This is a genomic window from Clostridium sp. chh4-2, assembly GCF_002899675.1.
Lineage (GTDB): Bacteria > Bacillota > Clostridia > Lachnospirales > Lachnospiraceae > CHH4-2.
Genome location: NZ_PKUU01000021.1, coordinates 1 through 18,888 on the forward strand (window position 1 = coordinate 1; position 18,888 = coordinate 18,888).

Annotated in this window: 14 protein-coding genes; 1 reads left to right on the forward strand and 13 read right to left on the reverse strand. The window is 47.7% G+C overall.

Features of this window, described 5'->3' with window-relative positions; translation table 11 throughout:
* Positions 1-343 precede the first annotated feature (343 nt).
* The 9 genes from C0033_RS19480 to C0033_RS19520 all read right to left on the reverse strand — a co-directional run bounded on the left by C0033_RS19480 (position 344) and on the right by C0033_RS19520 (position 13,607).
* Positions 344-1,177, reverse strand: a complete 834-nt coding sequence (locus C0033_RS19480; protein WP_103229573.1) for a PRD domain-containing protein — start codon at positions 1,175-1,177, stop codon at positions 344-346.
* 91 nt (positions 1,178-1,268) lie between these two features.
* Positions 1,269-3,527, reverse strand: a complete 2,259-nt coding sequence (locus tag C0033_RS19485; RefSeq protein ID WP_103229574.1) for a PTS transporter subunit IIABC — start codon at positions 3,525-3,527, stop codon at positions 1,269-1,271.
* A gap of 859 nt (positions 3,528-4,386) precedes the next feature.
* Positions 4,387-5,868, reverse strand: a complete 1,482-nt coding sequence (locus tag C0033_RS19490; RefSeq protein ID WP_103229575.1) for a tripartite tricarboxylate transporter permease — start codon at positions 5,866-5,868, stop codon at positions 4,387-4,389.
* A gap of 17 nt (positions 5,869-5,885) precedes the next feature.
* Entirely contained in the window at positions 5,886-6,377 is a 492-nt protein-coding gene (locus tag C0033_RS19495) for a tripartite tricarboxylate transporter TctB family protein (protein WP_180994822.1), read from the reverse strand.
* 72 nt (positions 6,378-6,449) lie between these two features.
* Positions 6,450-7,526 carry a tripartite tricarboxylate transporter substrate-binding protein gene (locus C0033_RS19500; protein ID WP_180994823.1) on the reverse strand — a complete coding sequence of 359 codons (1,077 nt, stop codon included), beginning with the start codon at positions 7,524-7,526 and terminating at the stop codon, positions 6,450-6,452.
* Positions 7,527-7,549: 23 nt separating this feature from the next.
* On the reverse strand, positions 7,550-8,998 hold the full coding sequence (locus C0033_RS19505) for a sulfatase-like hydrolase/transferase (RefSeq protein WP_103229578.1): 1,449 nt from the start codon (positions 8,996-8,998) through the stop codon (positions 7,550-7,552).
* Between the two features lie 56 nt (positions 8,999-9,054).
* A complete protein-coding gene (locus tag C0033_RS19510; RefSeq protein WP_146043795.1) occupies positions 9,055-10,269 on the reverse strand; it encodes an ROK family transcriptional regulator in 1,215 nt (404 codons plus the stop codon).
* Positions 10,270-10,766: 497 nt separating this feature from the next.
* Positions 10,767-12,473, reverse strand: coding sequence for a DUF5722 domain-containing protein (locus tag C0033_RS19515; RefSeq protein ID WP_103229580.1), 1,707 nt, complete (start codon positions 12,471-12,473; stop codon positions 10,767-10,769).
* A gap of 138 nt (positions 12,474-12,611) precedes the next feature.
* Complete coding sequence (locus C0033_RS19520) at positions 12,612-13,607, reverse strand: spore photoproduct lyase family protein (RefSeq protein ID WP_103229581.1); 996 nt, start codon at positions 13,605-13,607, stop codon at positions 12,612-12,614.
* Between the two features lie 405 nt (positions 13,608-14,012).
* Between C0033_RS19520 and C0033_RS27170 the strand changes: the two genes are divergently transcribed.
* Positions 14,013-14,453 carry a hypothetical protein gene (locus C0033_RS27170; protein ID WP_180994824.1) on the forward strand — a complete coding sequence of 147 codons (441 nt, stop codon included), beginning with the start codon at positions 14,013-14,015 and terminating at the stop codon, positions 14,451-14,453.
* A 114-nt stretch (positions 14,454-14,567) separates the two neighbouring features.
* Here C0033_RS27170 and C0033_RS19530 read toward each other — a convergent pair whose 3' ends face one another.
* The 4 genes from C0033_RS19530 to C0033_RS19545 are packed head-to-tail and all read right to left on the reverse strand — an operon-like array spanning position 14,568 to position 18,675.
* Complete coding sequence (locus tag C0033_RS19530) at positions 14,568-15,548, reverse strand: hypothetical protein (RefSeq protein ID WP_103229583.1); 981 nt, start codon at positions 15,546-15,548, stop codon at positions 14,568-14,570.
* A gap of 33 nt (positions 15,549-15,581) precedes the next feature.
* The gene (locus tag C0033_RS19535) at positions 15,582-16,445 is read right to left on the reverse strand and encodes a carbohydrate ABC transporter permease (RefSeq protein WP_207656882.1); all 864 of its coding nucleotides are present in this window, start codon (positions 16,443-16,445) and stop codon (positions 15,582-15,584) included.
* A 10-nt stretch (positions 16,446-16,455) separates the two neighbouring features.
* A complete protein-coding gene (locus C0033_RS19540) occupies positions 16,456-17,343 on the reverse strand; it encodes a sugar ABC transporter permease (RefSeq protein WP_103229585.1) in 888 nt (295 codons plus the stop codon).
* A 15-nt stretch (positions 17,344-17,358) separates the two neighbouring features.
* Positions 17,359-18,675: an extracellular solute-binding protein gene (locus C0033_RS19545; protein WP_103229586.1), complete on the reverse strand. Its 1,317-nt coding sequence runs from the start codon at positions 18,673-18,675 to the stop codon at positions 17,359-17,361.
* Positions 18,676-18,888: the final 213 nt, after the last annotated feature.

Consider the following 18,888-nt stretch of genomic DNA (forward strand, 5'->3'; position numbering starts at 1 on the left):
GTCCGTTCCGGCTTTGGCAGTTTTGCAGAATCTTTCCAGTTCCGGTTTCGGGCATAAGCACTTCTAAACGTGCAGGAAAGTTCCTGCAAAACTGCCAAAGCCGGAACGGACGGCAGAGACCGCCGGGACTGTGAATACTAACCTTTTCTTTCCATATTGTAACACGTCTTTCGACAAATCACCACATGGTATCATATCACATAATAGAAACCGTGGCAAATAAAATTAACATTTGACGGCGTATTCACAAGAGGCGGCATTTTGAACGGAAAAGCAGCGCCGCCGGAGTAATTCCGGCCACGCTGCTTTTCTGACCGCTGTCAGCGGTTTATTCTATTATTCATCAGGCTTTTTTAAGCCGTTCAATGTGAATTCCCAGATGGCCTACGGCTTCCTTAGGCACCTGCATGTTCAGTTCCTCTTCGATCACCCGGCATGCTGCTATAGCCAGCCGGTAGGACTCCGGGAACTGGGTTCTGGCGTACTCATCCATGTTCAGGCTGACCGGGTCCCCGTTCTTAACGCAGGCGATCAGATACCGCAGATGGGCCATAAACCGTTCATAAGTAAAGGAATGTGAATCCAGGCTGATTTCCAGCCCGTTCTCCACCACATCCAGCACCTTTCCAAGAAGGGCAACCGTCTTTAACGACTCTTCCAGCTTTTCGTCCATGCGGCCGGCCCGGACGTGGAGGGCGATATACCCCACTTCTTCCTCCGGCAGCTCACAGTTCACCGCTTCTTTAATAATCCTGCGCGCGGCCAGCGCCACCTGGTATTCTTCCGGATACAGGGTCTGGATGTCCGCATGAAATGGATTTTCTATGACCACTCCGGTTTTTATCCGCTCCACCGCAAACGCGATATGGTCGGCAAGAGGAATCATGATATTGGGATTCATCTCATTTAAAGACTGTCTTGCCATATCCACAATCCGGCTTGCCACCTCCAGATAAACAGGGTTCATTCCCCCGATCACCTGGCGTCCGGTACGTTTCTTTTCCTCCCGGTCGACGATGGTATACCGTTTGATTCCATCCGCCTTTTCCAGCTCAAACCGCTCGTTCACACGTTTTCCGAAGCCAATGCCGCTCCCCAGCAGGATGACTTCTTCTTCCCGCTCCATATCATAGACCATTACTCCATTGTTATTTAAAATCCTGATTATGCGGTACATCTTTTATCCCCCATTGTTCCAGCTGTGTATCTTTTATAATGATTCTATCATATCATAACTCCCCGGTTTTGTCTTGTTCCGTTTCCAGTTGTCAGCCGATCAGATCCGCCACATGATCCAGCGCCCGGACTTCTTTTTCTTCGATCACTTTTACGGCCGTTCCCTCTTCCATAGCCGTGAAAATGACGATACATGCCTCGGAAACCGCATGTTCCTTTATATAATCCAGATCGAAGGCCATCAGACGGTCACCTTTTTTAAAGGAATCTCCTTCTTTTACGAACACGTCGAATCCCTGACCGTCCAGTTTCACCGTATCGATTCCGATGTGAAGCATCAGTTCCATGCCGTTATCCATCTTTAAACCGACTGCATGCTTGGTAGGGAATACGAAAACTACAGTGCCGTCACAGGGAGCGGTCACCACTCCTTCTGAAGGGATTACCATATAACCGTCGCCGATCATTTTCTGAGCAAATGTCACGTCAGGAGCTTTGTCGATGGGCTGGGCTTTTCCGGTAAACGGGCTGTAAAGCGAAACTGCCTTACAGGGCTTACTTGCCTTCCTTGCCTCAGCTTCCGGATTCGCTTCGCAGGAACCGGCGCTCTCCGGCGCTGCAGTCTGCAGGCTGCCTTTTGTTTCCTCTACACCATGATATTCTTCATTCGGCGCAGTTTTCATATAGGCTACCAGATTGGCCTTGATGTTCGGCACAGTTGGGCCGTATACCACCTGGATTCCCTGGCCTTTTCTGATGACTCCGGCGGCCCCGGTCCGTTTTAACAGCGCCTCATCCACAAGCTCCGGTTTATTTACCGTACACCTCAGCCTGGTGATGCAGCAGTCCACATCCGCCACATTTTTCTTACCGCCTAAGCCGTTTAAAATCATTACGGAGCGCTCATCCGCCTGGTCGTTTCCATCGGCTCCACCGGACTTTGCCCCCTGTTTCTTCGCATTCACGTCACTTCTTACATAGAGCTTCACTTCTTCGTTATCGTCCCGTCCGGGTGTCTTTAAATTAAATTTTACAATCAGGAACTTGAACAGGAAATAATATACAACGAAATATCCGGCTCCCACAACCGGAATCCAGTACCAGCTGGTCTTGGCCGCTCCCGGCAGGATGCCAAAGAGCACCAGGTCGATGATACCGCCTGAAAATGTCATTCCAACGCCCACATTCAGCATGTGCATGATCATATAGGAGGCGCCTGCCAGCAGGCTGTGGATCGCATATAAAAATGGTGCGACGAATAAAAATGTAAATTCAATTGGCTCCGTAATACCCGTCAGCATAGCCGTCAAAGCCGCTGAAACCAAAAGGCCGCCCGCCGCTTTTTTCTTCTCCGGCTTAGCCACCCGGTACATGGCCAGAGCCGCACCCGGCAGACCGAATATCATAAACGGGAACTTGCCGGTCATAAAACGGGTTCCGGGGCTCACGCTGAAATGGCTGATCGATCCCACATTCGCCAGCTGGGCGAAGAAGATGTTTTGGGCTCCGTATACCATCTGTCCTGCCACTTCCATCTGGCCGCCCACTGCGGTCTGCCAGAAAGGAATATAAAATACATGATGAAGTCCGAACGGAATCAATGCCCGCTCGATAATTCCATAGATCCAGGTCCCCGCATAGCCGGAATTATTAACCAGCGCTCCCAGGCCGTAGATCCCTGACTGGATGACCGGCCAGATAAAATACATAAGAATTCCCACAAAGATATAAACAAGGCTGGAGATAATCGGTACAAACCGGGTTCCTCCGAAAAAGGAAAGCACCTGCGGAAGCTGGATATTATAGTATTTATTATGAAGAGCCGCCACGCCGAGCCCGACGATAATACCGCCGAACACTCCCATCTGAAGGGTGCTGATTCCAAGCACTTTCGTTATGGAACCGTCCAGCATTCCCACGGCCTGCTCCACCGTTCCCACCATCCCGGCAATCCCATTGCCGAATGCGTCTAAAACTCCTGGCACGACGGCCAGTTTGCCTGACAGCATCAGCAGCGCATGAATTGCGGTGTGCATGATGAAAAATGCGATCACGCTGGCCAAAGCCGCCACTTCTTTTTCCTGCCTCGCCATACCTACCGCCACTCCAATGGCAAACAGCAGAGGCAGGTTATCGAAAATAACGCTGCCGCAGCTGTTTAATATGGAAAGAAAACCGTTCAGCAGCGTTCCCTCACCCAGAACCCCTTCCAGATGATAAGCGCTTATCATTGTTGCATTTGTAAACGATCCGCCGATCCCAAGCAAAAGCCCGGCTACCGGAAGAATTGCGATTGGAAGCATAAAGGAACGTCCAACCCTCTGAAGTACTCCAAAAATCTTGTCTTTCATACATATACCTGCTTTCTTTTCTATTTTTCGTAAAAAGAAGCATTCTCATACAGCAAAAAGGCATAAACCACACCCATCAGCCTTATCTGCCGAATGATGTATAGTTTATGCCTGAATAAACATCTCTTTCAGTAACACACTATCTGCATTCATTTACATTCCCGATTATATCCATTTGTGAAAAGATTGTCAATACTTCCTTTTGTATTTTTCAGCCAAGCGCTGATTTTTGTATAATATTTCTATTTTATGCCCATCTGTTTTGTTCAGTTTTGCCAATTACTTTTCACCGCCGGAAAAATAACAGTTCTGTTTTTCCGGATTCGGCCTTCTTAATCCCTGCCGCACAAAACCGGTAATGAACAGGGTTGAAAATAAAATAAAAAAATTTTAAATCTTTTTGCAATAAAAATGTTTTCTAGTGCATTAACCTATTGAACGGATGAAAATCACTTATGTTGAGATTATAAGAGTTCCGGCAAAAAACATATCAAGCTTCGAAATTCCTTGATGCATTACACTCAATCACACCGCCGCCTCTTATAAAAAATACAAAGTATTTTCACAATTACAATCTAACGGCAATTAGAATTTGTAATCGAAGAAAAAAAGTTTCCTGCTGCAGCCGGAAACTTTTTTATTTGGTCAAATCTTTTATTTTTCGTAACTGTTCAGAGGGCGGGAATATTGATATAAAAATCAGTGTCAAGCTTGCTTGAAAGCGGATTTTTATATCAATATTCACATCGGAGGAACCTCCGATGCTTCTTGTATGGCCGCAGGCCATGCAAGAAGATGCCCCCTCTGAACAGTTACTATTTTTCTATTACAAACCACTCTTGCTGCAATTCCACAGACTTTAAGCCTTATATCTGGACTGCTTGCGGACGGTCATCGCCAAAAAGATCACCGAAAGCAGCATAAAAAAGCCGGAAATCGGACGCGTAAAAAATGGTACGATGCTGCCGCCTGTGAGCTGAAGCGCGCGCAGCAGGTATTTTTCCACCAGCGGACAAAGAATAAATCCCATGATAAACGGGGGCGCGGGGAATTTAAATTTGTGAAAAGCATAGCCCAGGGCCGCAAATATCAGGATGGTCACAATATCAAAGGTGCGGTTATTGCTGCCGTATGCGCCAATGCTGCACATTACCATAATAACAGGGAACAGCACCTCCCGGGGCAGGTTTAAAACCTTCAGTACAAACGGCAGGGAATAATACTCCAATATGACCATCATGATGTTGCCCACAAACAGACAGGCGAACATGGTATAGACCAGCGCTCCCTGTGTGGAGAACAGCAGCGGTCCAGGGGTGATCCCGTGCATCATAAACGCCGAAAGCAGAATTGCCGTCGAACCGTCGCCCGGAATTCCAAGGGTGAGCAGCGGAATGAGGGCTCCGCCTATAACCGCATTATTGGCCGATTCAGAAGCAACCACGCCGGGAACAATGCCGGTTCCAAACAGTTCCGGGGTTTTGGAGCGGTTTTTGGTGACCGTATAGGATATCATCGCCGCCGTACCGGAACCGATGCCGGGCAGAAATCCTATGCCGGTTCCGATGGAGGAGGAAATCAGGAAATTCCCCATATTTTCCTTTACCTCTGTGCGGGTGATATCAAACCCCTTCATGCGGTATTCGGCCTTCGGAGACGGCTGTATATCGAATTTTTCAGCCATTTTAAGGACTTCGATTACCGCATAAAAACCGATCAGTACAGCCACAAAGGCAAACCCTTTATCCAGTCCGATATATCCGAACGTATACCGCCTGGCGGCGTCCAGAGGGGCCATTCCTACCGTTGCAAATGCCATGCCCACCGCAGCCGAAGCCAAACCTTTAATTAACGACTTGCCGGCCAGGCTGGCCACAAGCATCAAAGCGAAAAAGCTTACGGCAAAATACTCCACCGCGCTGAATTTAAGCGCCAGAACCGCAATCGTGGGCGAAAGGAAAAACAGGAAGATAAAGCTGAACATTCCGCCGAAAAAAGAGCACACGATACCAACCGACAGAGCCTTGCCCGCCTGGCCCTTTTTCGCCATAGGCGCCCCGTCAAATGTGGTCGGCACGCTGGCGGAAGTACCGGGTATGTTCAAAAGAATGGCCGTTATGAGGCCGCCGGACACGGAACCCACGTAGATGCCGAGGAATATGGCCATCGCGCTTTCCAGCGACATGCCATAGGTGGCCGGCAGCACCAGAATCAGTCCCATGGAACTGCTCAGTCCCGGACTGGCTCCGACGATAATGCCTATGATGACGCCAAGAGCCAGAGGCGCCAGCATATTGATGGAGAACAGGGATGCAAAGCCTTGTGCAAACATATCAAGCATAAACGGTTACCCCCTTCTTAAAATATAATGGGTCCCATTGGCAGCATAACGCCAAAGCACCGGGTGAACAAAAGGTAGATGATGAGATCGGCCGCGGCCGCGATCAGGATGATCTTAGGCAGACTGCGCGCTCCTTTTGGAGACAGCAGACGGATCATACAGGCGAGATAGAAAAAAGTTCCGATCAGAAAGCCAACCGGCTGCATGAGACACGCATAGGCGGCAAAAAATGCAAATGTGAGAACAACATTTTTTATATTCACCGGCGCCTTTGGCTCTGATATCTCCTTGGTCCGGGCCAGAACGGCCAGGGCTTTTATGATTTGAATCAGTCCCAGAAACAGAATGATAGAACCGATCACCCAGGGAAAAAATCTGCTGCCGCCTAACCCGTTTTTGAGCGTGGATTTGATTTGAAATGAATACAACAGATAGAATCCTGCAAAAACTACCAGGGCCAGACCTGCAATTAAATCCTTTAAATCTTCAAAGGTCTTGTTTTTAAACATACGCTCCTCCATTTCCAAAACAGGCTTCACTGCCGTTTCCTTACGGCATCGGTAGTGAAGCCTGTTTTTTCATTATTCAATTACATATTTCTTATTGTATTCAATCAGATGTGCCAGTGTATTGTCCAGATAGGTCTCCTCGTCCTCGATTATGCCGGGAACGAGTTCAAGAGCCTGGGCCTCGGCGATAAACTCGGGATCAGCCGCCATCTGCTCCAGCAGGCCATGGCATTTTGCCAGAATTGCAGGATCGGTTCCCTTAGGGAAGAACAGGCCGTAGAACTTATCGTAAACGTAATCAATTCCATAATCAGTGGAGCAGGGATACTCTGAATAAGTATCGATGACGGAATCATTGAACATGATGAGCGCAGTGAACTCGCCGGTCTTAATATAGTCGGCAACGTTGCCTATGGAAGCTACCTGAAGATCCATATGGCCGCCTGCCATCGCTGCGGTACGTTCACCAACCGCTCCGCCGTCAACAATATCCAAGTCTATGCCCAGACACTGCTCTACGGACAGCAGGTTCTGGTGGGAACTGCCTCCCCATTCGGTGCCGGCTATAATGCTGCCCGGATTTGCCTTCGCGTACTCGATCATCTCATCCATGGTCTTGAACTTCTTTCCGTTGGTGATCAGTGCCTGAGACTTGGAAGTGAGGGCGATTCCGCCGATGTCAAAGCTGGTATAGTCGAAATCCACGGTGCCGGACGCTTTGTTGTTCTCCAACGCTTCATGGGACATCAGGATTGTGTAACCGTCAGGTTTGGAGTCCTTCGCCTGCGAAGAGGCGATTGAGCCGGAGCCGCCTGAGATGTTGGTGACGGTAAACGCCTGTCCGGTGTATTTTGAGAGATACTTGGCGTAAAGTCTGGCAGAAGCATCCTGTCCGCCGCCCGGATTTGCGCCGACAATGATCGATACGGCGCGCTCGGGCCAAGCCGTTTCATCCTGTGCAGCTGCGGTCGTGTCAGGCGCTGCAGTTGTTGAAGCTGCGGATGCGGAATCTGCGGATGTTTCTGTTTTCGGCGCCGCACCGGCAGGTGCAGTTGTCTCCGGCTGCGCCGTCTTTCCTCCACAGGCACTGAGGGACAGCATCATGGCGGGAATCAACAGGGCCGCTGAAAGTTTCATCGTTTTTTTCATCATTGTTACCTCCATTCAATTTTTCACTTTGTTAGTTGAGGGGCGGGAGAAAATAAAACAGGCTCAAATGTGGCCATTACGCTCTCCCTTCCACCATGTTCGGACAGGATTTTCTCCTGATTTTCCTTTATCATATCATTTACCGCTTTCGGATCGCAGATTTGACGTAGCTGCGTGTCGAGCCGGGCGGCAATTTCTGAATACGCAGGATCGTCTATCAGGTCATTTTGCTCTGCTTGGTCTGCTGTAATACAGAAAAGCTGGGGTTTATAGCCCACATAATAGATATATTTATAATCTCCCCAGCGCAGCATAAATCCGCCTGTCACCGAACCGGTAGAATGATATTCGCTGAAAGCACAGCGCATCCTAACATCATCCGTTTTTGCCAATTTTAACAGAGAGGTTCCGGGCAGCACGGCCTTTTCTTCCTCAGTCAGACGGATTTCAAATGCGTCCAGCACCGTCGGATACAAATCCACCAAAGAGACGATGGTCTCGCTGGTCTTTGCCTTTGGAATTCCCGGCCCGGTCACAATGAGCGGCACGCTTACAGAGTTCTCAAGCATGCAGTTTTTGTTCCACATGCCATGGCTGCCTGCCATCTCACCGTGATCGCTGGTGTAAATAATCACAGTATTTTCATATTGTCCTATCTCTTTCAGCTTTTGCACGACTGCGCCCAGCTGGTCGTCCAAATAGGAACACATGCCATAATATACGCGCAGCGCCTTGCGGATTACTTCATCCTCATATTGTCGTTCCATCCCGTAAAACCTCCGGTGATCCCGGCAGGACGGATGTTCTGAGCGCTCTCCGATCTTATAGGCTGCCGGCATCGGAATCTTAGCCCCTTCATACAAATCCCAATATTTCTGCGATATGGTAAGTGGAAAATGGGGCAGCGTATAGCCCACATACAGAGCCCAGGGTTCGTCGGTACCGCGCTTTCCGTCTAAGTATTCGAGAGCTTCCCGGGTCACATTTTCATCGTAATCCATGTATGACGAACGGCCCACCGAGGCATTGTCCGGAAACTGACCTACTTTCGGCTTTGTCACGCGCTGATCGCGCAGCAGGCCGAAGACGTCTCCAACTCCGTCGCGCACGTGCAGCGGAATGCGCTGGTCACAAAAACCGGTATCATCCTCCGCATTGCGGTAATGAAGCTTGCCGATGGTTGTGATGCCGATTCCATTTTCCTGAAGTCTGTGTCCAAAGCTTTTCACTTGGCCCGTATAGGGAGTGGCGTTATCATAGCATCCGATTTTAAAGCTGTATTGGCCGGTGGCCATGCTGGCACGGGACGGCACGCAGATCGGGTTGTTGGAATAGGCATTTTGAAACCTGGTGCCGTCTCTCGCCAGACTATCAATATTCGGCGTTTTAATAACAGGATTGCCGTAGCAGCCTGCCTCGCATTTGTTATGCTGGTCTGAACAAATGAACAGCACATTTTGACCTTTAACCATTATTTACCTCCTTTTTCTGTATCACATATTCAGCTTTGGAAGGTTTTGTCATATGGTTAATAGGAGTTCCCCATCTGTGCTTCCATCGCTGTAATTGCAGCTCCAACGGCTGATTTTCCCATATTGGTCCGCGGCATAAACAACAAATCGCTCTTTCCCTGAAGGAGCCGCGTTATTCTGGTAACCGTCTCTTTTACAGTTTTATAGTAAACGCCGGAATTCTCCATAAGAAGACCTGCGCAAATAAGGATCTCTGGATTGGTCAGATTTATGTAGTTTGCCGCTGCCATACCAACCATGGTGGCGGCCTTTGTAATCACTTCCACAGCGAGCTGGTCGCCGTCCTCCCCTGCATGGAGAATGTTGTAGACTGTAATATCCTCGATCGGCATCCCGTTTAAGGCGCTGGCCCTGCCGCAGCGCAGCTCACGCCGAAATGTCCGGACGATTGCGGACGCGCTGCCATAAGTTCCCACACATCCGTAATTGCCGCACCTGCACGGCCTTCCTCCCACTTCGATTACCATGTGTCCAAACGCATCGACGATGTTGTTGGCGGGCCGGATCAGCATTCCGTTCTGCATACATCCCATCCGGATGGCGTTGGAACAGAGCAAAACGCTCATTTTACTGTAGCTGCGGCCGTTGCCGAAGCAGTGTTCTCCGATGCACACGGAATTAATGCTGGTTTCCATGACCGGAGTCATGCCGAAAATCTCTCCGACCCGCTGCTTAATCGGAAAACCAAACCACTCCGGGTTCAGATTCTCAGCAGAGACCGATTTAAGAACAACGCCTTGTATGCGGTCCAGCGAGCAGAAGATACAAAGGCCGCAGCCGCAGATATCCTCAGGGTCTATACCAGTTTTGTGCAGCGCTTTTTCATACATTGCCCGGATATCCGATAGCGTCTGTTCCGGGCCGGTGTCCAGCGGGTATGGCTTTTTCAGCAGAACCTCTACCTTACCGCTGTAATGCAGAATACTGATATCCAAATGATAAAAACCGATGTTTACGCCGACGAAGTAGATCTTTTTTTCATTGTCAAGACCGTACAGCAGGGGACGGCGGCCTCCTGTCGAGTCCCCCTCGCCGCATACGAGGATCAGTCCTTCGTCCTTCAGACGTTCCAGAATGCGGTTCATCGTCGTGCTTTTAATGCCTGTTGCCTGAATAAGTTCCTCCTTACCGGAGATTTTTCTCTTCTGAATGGCGCCGAAGACCTGTATGGCCTCCTGCGTCAAATTATCAAATACCATTTTTTGTGACAAAGCGGTCACTCCTTTATTTTAATTTGATTTAATAAGGGTAATATGGCATCAGCATAATTCCATTTGGAATTAAAGTCAATTTATTTGATGGGGATAATTCATTTTTTCCTCTTATATTCCGATATCTTTTTTTCATTTCGGTTTAATCACATTATAGCAAGGGTGATTAACCAGTCAACACTTACGACCAAACCGCTGTTCTTTTTAGCTAATTCAATAAAAAGTGCTGTAAAAACAGGGTATTTTCCGCAAAACAAATGAGGGGAGGGCAGGACTTTCAACCATTTTTGTATTCTATAAAAGGGAGGGGAACGGGAATTTGGAGGGATGGACGGAGGAAAGGGCGGAAAAGGCCGGCAGGAACTGAGTTGAATTCAGTTTCTGCCGGCCTCTTTCATAAAGACTTTTTACATTAAGCGTGAAGGCATTTTCGAAAATGCCTTCACGTTTTACATTAAATCCTCAAGGCATTTCGGAAAATGCCTTCACGCTTTACTTTAATTCTCTTTGTACTTGAAATTCGGAATCACATCCGACCAATTATTAATTCCAATAATCGGTTTCGCAAATTCCGTAATTCCCAGGGATTCTTTCTTGTTATCAATCCATTTAAACACAGTCCAAATCTTTTTACGTTTTGTCGGGTTGATCTGGTTCGGCGTATTCATATTGCATTCCCAAAGTCCAAAGTTCAAGGAATCCTTAGCTTCTGCCGGAGCGTCTACCTGACGGCTCATGATAAATGCATCGATATACGGATTGTTGTCAGTAATATAATAAGCATAAGCAAATGCCGCTGCCTGAAGATCCGTGTTCTTTCCTCTCGTCGCGCTGTGGGAGGTGAAGCCCTGCTCGGAAAGAATTACGTGTCTTACATTGCCGTCCGCCATTCTCATCTCCGGAAGCTGCAGATAATCGGTCAATACGCTTAAATTGCTGAAGTTGATTACCGGGGAAGACGGATCGTTTTTGATTAATCCCGTCTGGTCATCATCCCAGAATTCCGGTTCTGTCAGAGGAATGGAATATGGATGATAGGCAAGACCCCAGTCCATCTGGCCGCCGATTCTTACGTTTCGGTTGAAAACGTCCACAATGTCTTTTGCATTGTATTTCAGGCTTCCGTCCGCTTCATGATTCCAGTTATAATCGGTGGAGAAATACACGCGGTCGCTCTTGTTGGTGCTCTTGATGGCTGTGTAGAATACCCGGAATGCCCGTTCGTATTCCTTTACATAGGTTTCAATATCCATCTTGCCCATGTAGTTCCAGTTCATATTGTTGTTGATCTCATTGCCGATGATCCAGTTGGAAACTTTTCCGTGGGAGGAAGAATGATCGCCGTAGCGCTCCGCCAAAAATGACGCGATCGCTTTCACGGTTTCATATCCTTCTTTTGTGGATACGTTGAATCCATAGTAGTTGGCCGACGCCGATTTTGTCACACCAGGATAAACCAGCTGAGGGGTTGCGTCATTCCATCCGTTTAAGATAACGGCTGTTACCAGCATGCCTTTTTCCGACATGCGGCGGATGGTGTAATCGTATTCATCCATCAATTCTTTGTTGAAATGATAGGTTTTTCCGTCATATGTATAATCGATGCCATTTCCTAAAATGTGGTGGAATGGGATATTGACGATTACGTGTTTTACGCCCAGTTCAAATGCGTCGTCCAGCATGGACTGTTCGATTAAAAGGCCTTTCTTTGTAAGAGGCGCTCTAAATTCATCCGTATTCTTTGCAAGAACTTCCGGGTTTGTTACGTGAATCGCGTTGCTGACAGGGATGTACTGCTCACCGTCAAACACCGCCACCATAAATTTAGAATATAATTTGTCGCCTTCTGTGCCCAAATTAAGGGGCTGGGTAAAGGAAACCGCATCTCCTTTGGTAATCCAGGCCGCATAATCTGTCCGCCCTGTTAAATCATTCTGATAGGGCTGCAGTTCAAATAAATAAAGGTAATTATCATAATAAGCGGGATCTGACCAGGCGCCTTCAACGCCTCCCGCAATTTTAATCTGTCCGTTCTCTATCCGGCAGGTGGTCAGCGCTACCTGCTCCGTAGGAGTTGGCTTCTGCTGGGCCTGCTGCTCTGTGTTCACCTGTGCCGCACTGCCGCTCACGGCGTTGACTGCAACCAGTCCGGCCGCCAGCATCGCCCAGGCTCCCACCTTAATCCATTTTATCACTTTTTTCATTCTTATTTTGCCTCCTCAAATGCCTATAGTTATGATATGCCATGCTTTCTCTATTATATGAGTTTACATAAGAAAAGCAAGAGGTATTCTTCTTACTTTGTCTTAAAATTTCCTTACGTGGAAAAAAATACCGAGAACTCAGCTGATATATAAAATAGGCACATTTCCCAGGATTTCAGCCGTCTTTTCCCGCAAAAATGCTTCCGCCAGGGCCCGTTCCTCCGCCCGGTAGCAGTATTTTCCCCGGCCTCTTCCCGTCATTTTTTCCTTGTCATAAAGATCCGGGGCATTGGGGAACGCGTCGCCGTTAATCGCCCGGTGGACATAGCTGTAGGTCATCAGAATGATCTCCAGAAACATCTGCGATTTCATCTTGGAAGAGAGTTTGTCCTTTAATTCGATCAGCAGTCCTGTGTATAATTCTTTCCATCCGTCAACCAGGATTACCGGCGCGATTAAGAGGCCGCATGGATATCCGGCTTCACACATTTTATTCACAGCTTCAATCCGCTTCTCCAGAGGTGACGTGCCGAATTCGATTTTACTGATGATCGGCTGCGGGTTTACGCTCATTCGGAATATCACTTTTCCCTGGTGGTTCAGGTTTAAAAGCGGGTCTACCATGTGGAACTTGGATGGAAATGTGACTGCTCCTTTTCCCCGCTCTGCGAATTGGGGGATCGTCCATTCCAAATTGCCGGTTATGGTATTTTCCAGGATCAGGTCGCTGTTGCTTCCGATTTCAAAGGTCTGGGGAGCGCTGCTTTTCAGGGAAGAGCGCACTAAGCGGTCCATCATCTGTTCCCGGTTGACAAACAGCCTGAGATAAGAACATTTGTTATAATTGCATACCAGATAGCAATAGAGGCACATGGCCGTGCACCCTGAAGAGGTATAAGGAACGAGAAAATCGGATACTTTGTGATTTTCCGTGTATTTATGGGTTTTTCGAATGCCTACGATCAGGTTCGATTTCATTTTGCCGAATTCTGAGTTTTGCTTCTTCTGCATTTCTTCAATCCGGTTGTGGCTTTCTATGGGAATCCATGGCAGATCGCCGAAGGTTTCCTTTAACTGTCTGCCAAGTGGGTAATTCAAACTGTCTGGTTCATAATATACGGCGTTGAATTTCATGATATAGCGCTCCTTTTCATGCGTCCTGTTTTTATTTCAGTATGCTTCCGGGTGCGCATTTTATCCATTTTTCATGCGATTGTCTTCACGGCTTTTCCTTTTTCACATATATTATCGTAAGTCCATATTATAATTACGCCGCTTTTGCGGCAGAATGGAGCTATTATGAGCGATGCCGACAATCCTTGCAGCCTTCTATGCAATGCGTTATGCTACAGCCTGTGCTGCAATCAATGCAAAAAGCCATGCCCTCCACCGGAACCGCCTTGTCCGGCACCTTGTCCGGCCCCCTGTCCTCCTCCGTGCCCTTCGCCGGAACCGCCTCCGTGTCCTCCGCCTAAGCCGCCTTGTCCACCATGCCCGCCGCCTTGTCCTCCGCCGCCATGCGACTGCTGTCCGACAAAATTGAAGCCCCTCCCAAAACCGCCGGAACCGTGCCGCTTCAACTATCTTAGGTCGGAATCCTGTGGAGAACAGATCGTCTGTGCCGGAGCTCCTGTTATATTTGGAAAAAATACGGTTGTCTCCGGTTACTGCATCGAACACCGCGAAGATTCACCCCGGTTTTGCATAAAAAAAGCCGGCGTTTATCAGGTTTCCTTTAAATTCAACTATCTGGCCTGTTCCTGTGGAATCCTCGCCTTTCATCTCAGGCCTGTACCTTCTACCCGCATTCAGGAACAGATTGTGGTAGAAAATCAGATCGGCAATTTTTCTATGACAGATTTATTTTCTTTGCTGCCGGGATCTGTGATTGAGCTCTGCTTTATGCCGTGTCCGGCCAGCACGGTGGATCGGATAGTAATTACAGACGCGGTGATTACGATCAGAAAGATTGAGCGATAGATTGAAACAAGGCGAAGCAGAAAAAGAAGCAGCTTAAAAGGCAGTAAAAACGGACTAAATCCGTTTCCACTGCCTTTTCTCCTTCCGGATCAAAACACAATTAATTTCATTCATTCAATTTCCGGTGCCTGATGGAAATTCTTTTACCAGGTTAATGGAATATGCCTCTTCCTTGGAGATTCCCGCTTTCTTCCAGTCAATTTCTCTCTCATAACCCGCATAATCGGAAATTCTGACCGCACACAACAGCCCGCTTTCTCCTCGTTCATACGCCGCTACGCCGGACAGCGCCACTCGTGACAGTTCCTTCTGTCCTGCTTCCGATACAATATGTACCCATTCGATCACACAGTTTTTTCCGTCATCCGTCAGCGTCTCATATCTCATGCCCACACATCTTGGAATATAGGAGGACATCTTTTCAAATTTTTTCCTCATTTCGTCTTTATTGGATACTTCGTGCTCCCCTTCCTTTAATGGTTCATATCCGCCGAACAGGCACTCGTCTTCCATGGCGGACAGGATTCTGTCCACATCGGCTGCGGGCACGTGGTGGAGCGCTTCATAGTACTCCCGGACCGCCCCGGTTAAGAGACCCGGCTCTCCCATCTCCAGATGGGAAGGCGAAAAGATAGGTTTTCTGTATGGGGTAATCTGAGGAAGATAGGTGCAGTGGAAGTAAATTCTCACTTCATCAAGCATAGATCCGGTTCTCAAATCTCCTATTACGAACATGGGAACCTGATCGATCCCTTCGTCCGTTTCAAAATTTACCACCAGTTCAGTAATACTCCGCCCATTTGCCCTTGTCTGGATGACCGGAACGACGTCAGCCGTTTCAGCGTGAAACCATTCCAGCAGGCTTTCCGCAAAACGCCTGATTCCGGCTTTTCCTTCGAACCGGCCGTGAGGGGCATCCACCGCTGTTTTATGGCCGCCGAACATTTTTTCTTCTTCGAACAGGCCGACCGCTGTTTCTGTATCTCCCGAGCAGACCGCTCTCATGAAGATCAATTCCGGCGCTGTTTCTGAGATCGGGTGGCTTTCATTTTTGTATAGCCGTTCCAGGGAACTGGCTTTTCTGATCTGTTTCATTATGCTTCTCTCCCTTCCTTTTTTCAGGCGTACCTATCCTTTTACTGCTCCGGCCATCATTCCTTTCATGATCTGTTTTGAGAAACAGAGATAGATGGAAAATGTCGGAAGAATTGATATAAACATCGAGGTCATCACCCTCGGATAATCCGTTACATAATCCCCTTTAAAGCGCATCAGCGCCAGCGGAAGGGTATACAGCTTTTCCCGGTTAAACAAGATCAGCGAAAACGGGAACTCATTCCACACATGGAAAAAACAGATAATCGCACAAGTTGCCAGCACCGGTTTGGCAATCGGCATGATGATGGTAAACAGCGTTCTGGAAAAGGAACTTCCGTCAATGGCCGCCGCTTCCTCCAGTTCCTTCGGCATGGATTCAATGTATCCTGTCACCAAAAATATGGTTGTGGTCACTTCCATACAGATACACGGCAGTATGGTTGAATACCACTGATTGTACAGTCCCACCGCAGAAAATAAAATATAGGTTGGGATCAAAATCGCATGAACCGGTATAAATAGATTACAGGTATACAGCCCCGCCAAAAACCGTTTGCCGAAAAACTGGAACCGGGCCAGAAAATATCCGTTGATAAATGCGAACAGAACGACGCAGGTCACAACAATTACAGAGATTCTCACCGTATTGAACATTGCGCCAAGAAGATTCATTCTCGTTAAAACGTATTCGTAATTCACAAAATTTGTCCAGGACTTAGGCAGGGCCAGAACATTGGCCGAGAATTCCGTCATCGTTTTAAATGTAGAATAAAACAGCCAGGCCACCGGAAGAATGCAGGTGAATGCGTAAAAAAGAGGTACGGCATTTAAAAGGACGACAGAAATCACAGATAAACACGTTATCTTTCCTTCTTTATTTTTAAATCGTTTCAAGAATCTCACCTCATTCCTTTTTCTTTCCCACAGCCATGACCCCATTGGAAAGCAAGAATAACAGAATCGTGATCGCCAGAATGAAAACGGATACCGCGCTTCCATACCCCATATTCATCTGACTGAACGACACATTATAAGCGTATAAAGCCAGCACGTTGGACGCGAATCCGGGGCCTCCGTTGGTCAGAGTCATGATATGGTCAAATACCTTCATATTGGCAGAGATACATAAAAAGACACAGATGAGCAGCGTGTTCTTTATCATGGGAAGCGTGATGTAAACCGCCTTTTGCAGCGCCCCCGCTCCGTCTATGGAGGAACTTTCATAGATATCCTGGTCTATGGAGGTCATGGCCGAAACCAGGATGACCAGATGAAATCCAACATACTGCCAGATTAAGGGGATGCATACACAGAGCATAACGGTGGATTCCTGTCCCAGCCATGGGGCGATCAAGTCAGACCGCCCTACAAATTCAAGCAATTTTGCCACAATTCCATAGTTATAATCGAAAACCATTTTCCAGACGTAACCGATCACAACCGCTGAAATGGTAACCGGGAAATAGATCACGGTTCTGCTGAGTCCCGCCAATATGGTTTTAGATGAGTTTAAAATGCAGGCCAGCACGAATGCGATTCCAATCTGCCCGATCAGGCTGACCCCTACTAAAAATAAGTTATTCTTTAACGCAATCCAAACATTCGGATCGTGAATCAGCGTGAGATAATTCTGCAGACCTATAAAACTGAATTTTCTTATGTTGGAAAATTTGAAAAAGCTCAGCAGGATGGACGCCGCCGCCGGAACAATGAATACAAAAATATAAATGCATAAACACGGTATCAGATAAGCAATGAAAACGCCTTTTTTAGGCCGTATTGCACGATTCATCCATTTCACCTCATTTTACAGCTGATCCTGGAACGCCTGCAGTTTTTCAGCCATTTCTTCAGGAGTGTTATTTCCCGCCAGCAGGCTCTGCGTCTCCGCCTGCATCAGATTTGCAATTCCCTGGTTAAAATAATCGTTGAAGTTAAGCCCGGAAACCGGTGTGTTCAATACCTCGGCAAATTCCTCATACTGAGTCCCTTTTCCGGTAAAATCCAGTTCTGTTTTAACCGGAGTCGTGCTGGCCCGTTCAGCCATAAATTTGGCATAGTCCTGGCTACTGATCTGTTTTACCAGTTCGATTGCAGCTTCCCGTTCCGCGCCTTCCAATTTTGAGCTGACGCCCACCGCTGCCCCTACTGCGGAAACCAGGGTAGGTTCTGCCCCATTGGCTGCCGGTAAAATCACAACGCCCGTATTCTCCCAAACGTCTTTGTACTCTTCAGACATATTTTTAGCCGTGTCGATTCCCCAGGTTCCAACCGCATGGGCGGCCGCATTGCCCTGCATATACCATCCCATCGCCCACATATCATCCTGCATATTAAAGTCTTCATTGAACAGGACGGACATCTTTTGAAGTTCTTTCATGGCCTCGATGAAGCAGTCGTCCGTCCATTTAGCCGTTCCATCCTGGGCGATCATGGATTCCACCCATTCTTTTCCGCAATAATCATATAAAAGAGGGCTTGTAAAATAGGACACTGCATTCCATTTCGCCGTATTTCCAAAAGATACCGCGGTGATTCCTTTGGCTTTAAATTCCTCTCCCGCCTGGATTAACTGGTCCATGGTGGTTGGGAAGGTATCATATCCGGCCTCTTTCCACATCTTTTTATTATATAAGATCAGGTTATAGGCGGAATGTTTATTCGGCATTCCCCACACTTTTCCGTCGTAGGTAACGGAATAGAGGCCGTCCACATAATCATCGGGATTGATATACTCGGTCAGATCCACGAGCATATTGTTCTCCACCATATTTTCCAGCCATGTGTATTTTACATATGTGACATCCGGGAGCTCGTCCGCTGCGATCAGAGCGAGATACTTGTTGAGTATCTCGGAATTAGAGACCGTGGTTTCTTCCAGATGAACCCAGGGATGCTCCTCCTTGTATTTGTCCAGCATGGCCCGGAATCCTGCGCTGCTGACAATATTTTCTGCCGCTTCCGGAGAGTGCTCATGAAGAATGGAAATTGTTACTTCTTCGTGCTGATCCTCCCCGGAACCGGTATTCTGCTGCTGCGTTTTTGTACCGCATGCCGCTGTTCCCATCACCAATCCCCCCGCCAGGAACAGCGACGCCAGTTTCATAACCATGTTTCGTTTCATACTGTCTCCTCCTTAAACTTTAGTTCATGTTTTAATTGTAAAGGAAACCCTTTGATATTCACAGATTATTTCTTGTGACATTTCTTATTTTCCAACAATAAATGTAATATTTCTTTCGTTATTTTATGGTCATATATTACGATTCTTGCGGTCATGGCAAATTTTGGAATATTCTCCATTTCCTTCTTTTGTGTTACTATAAAAGAAAAATAC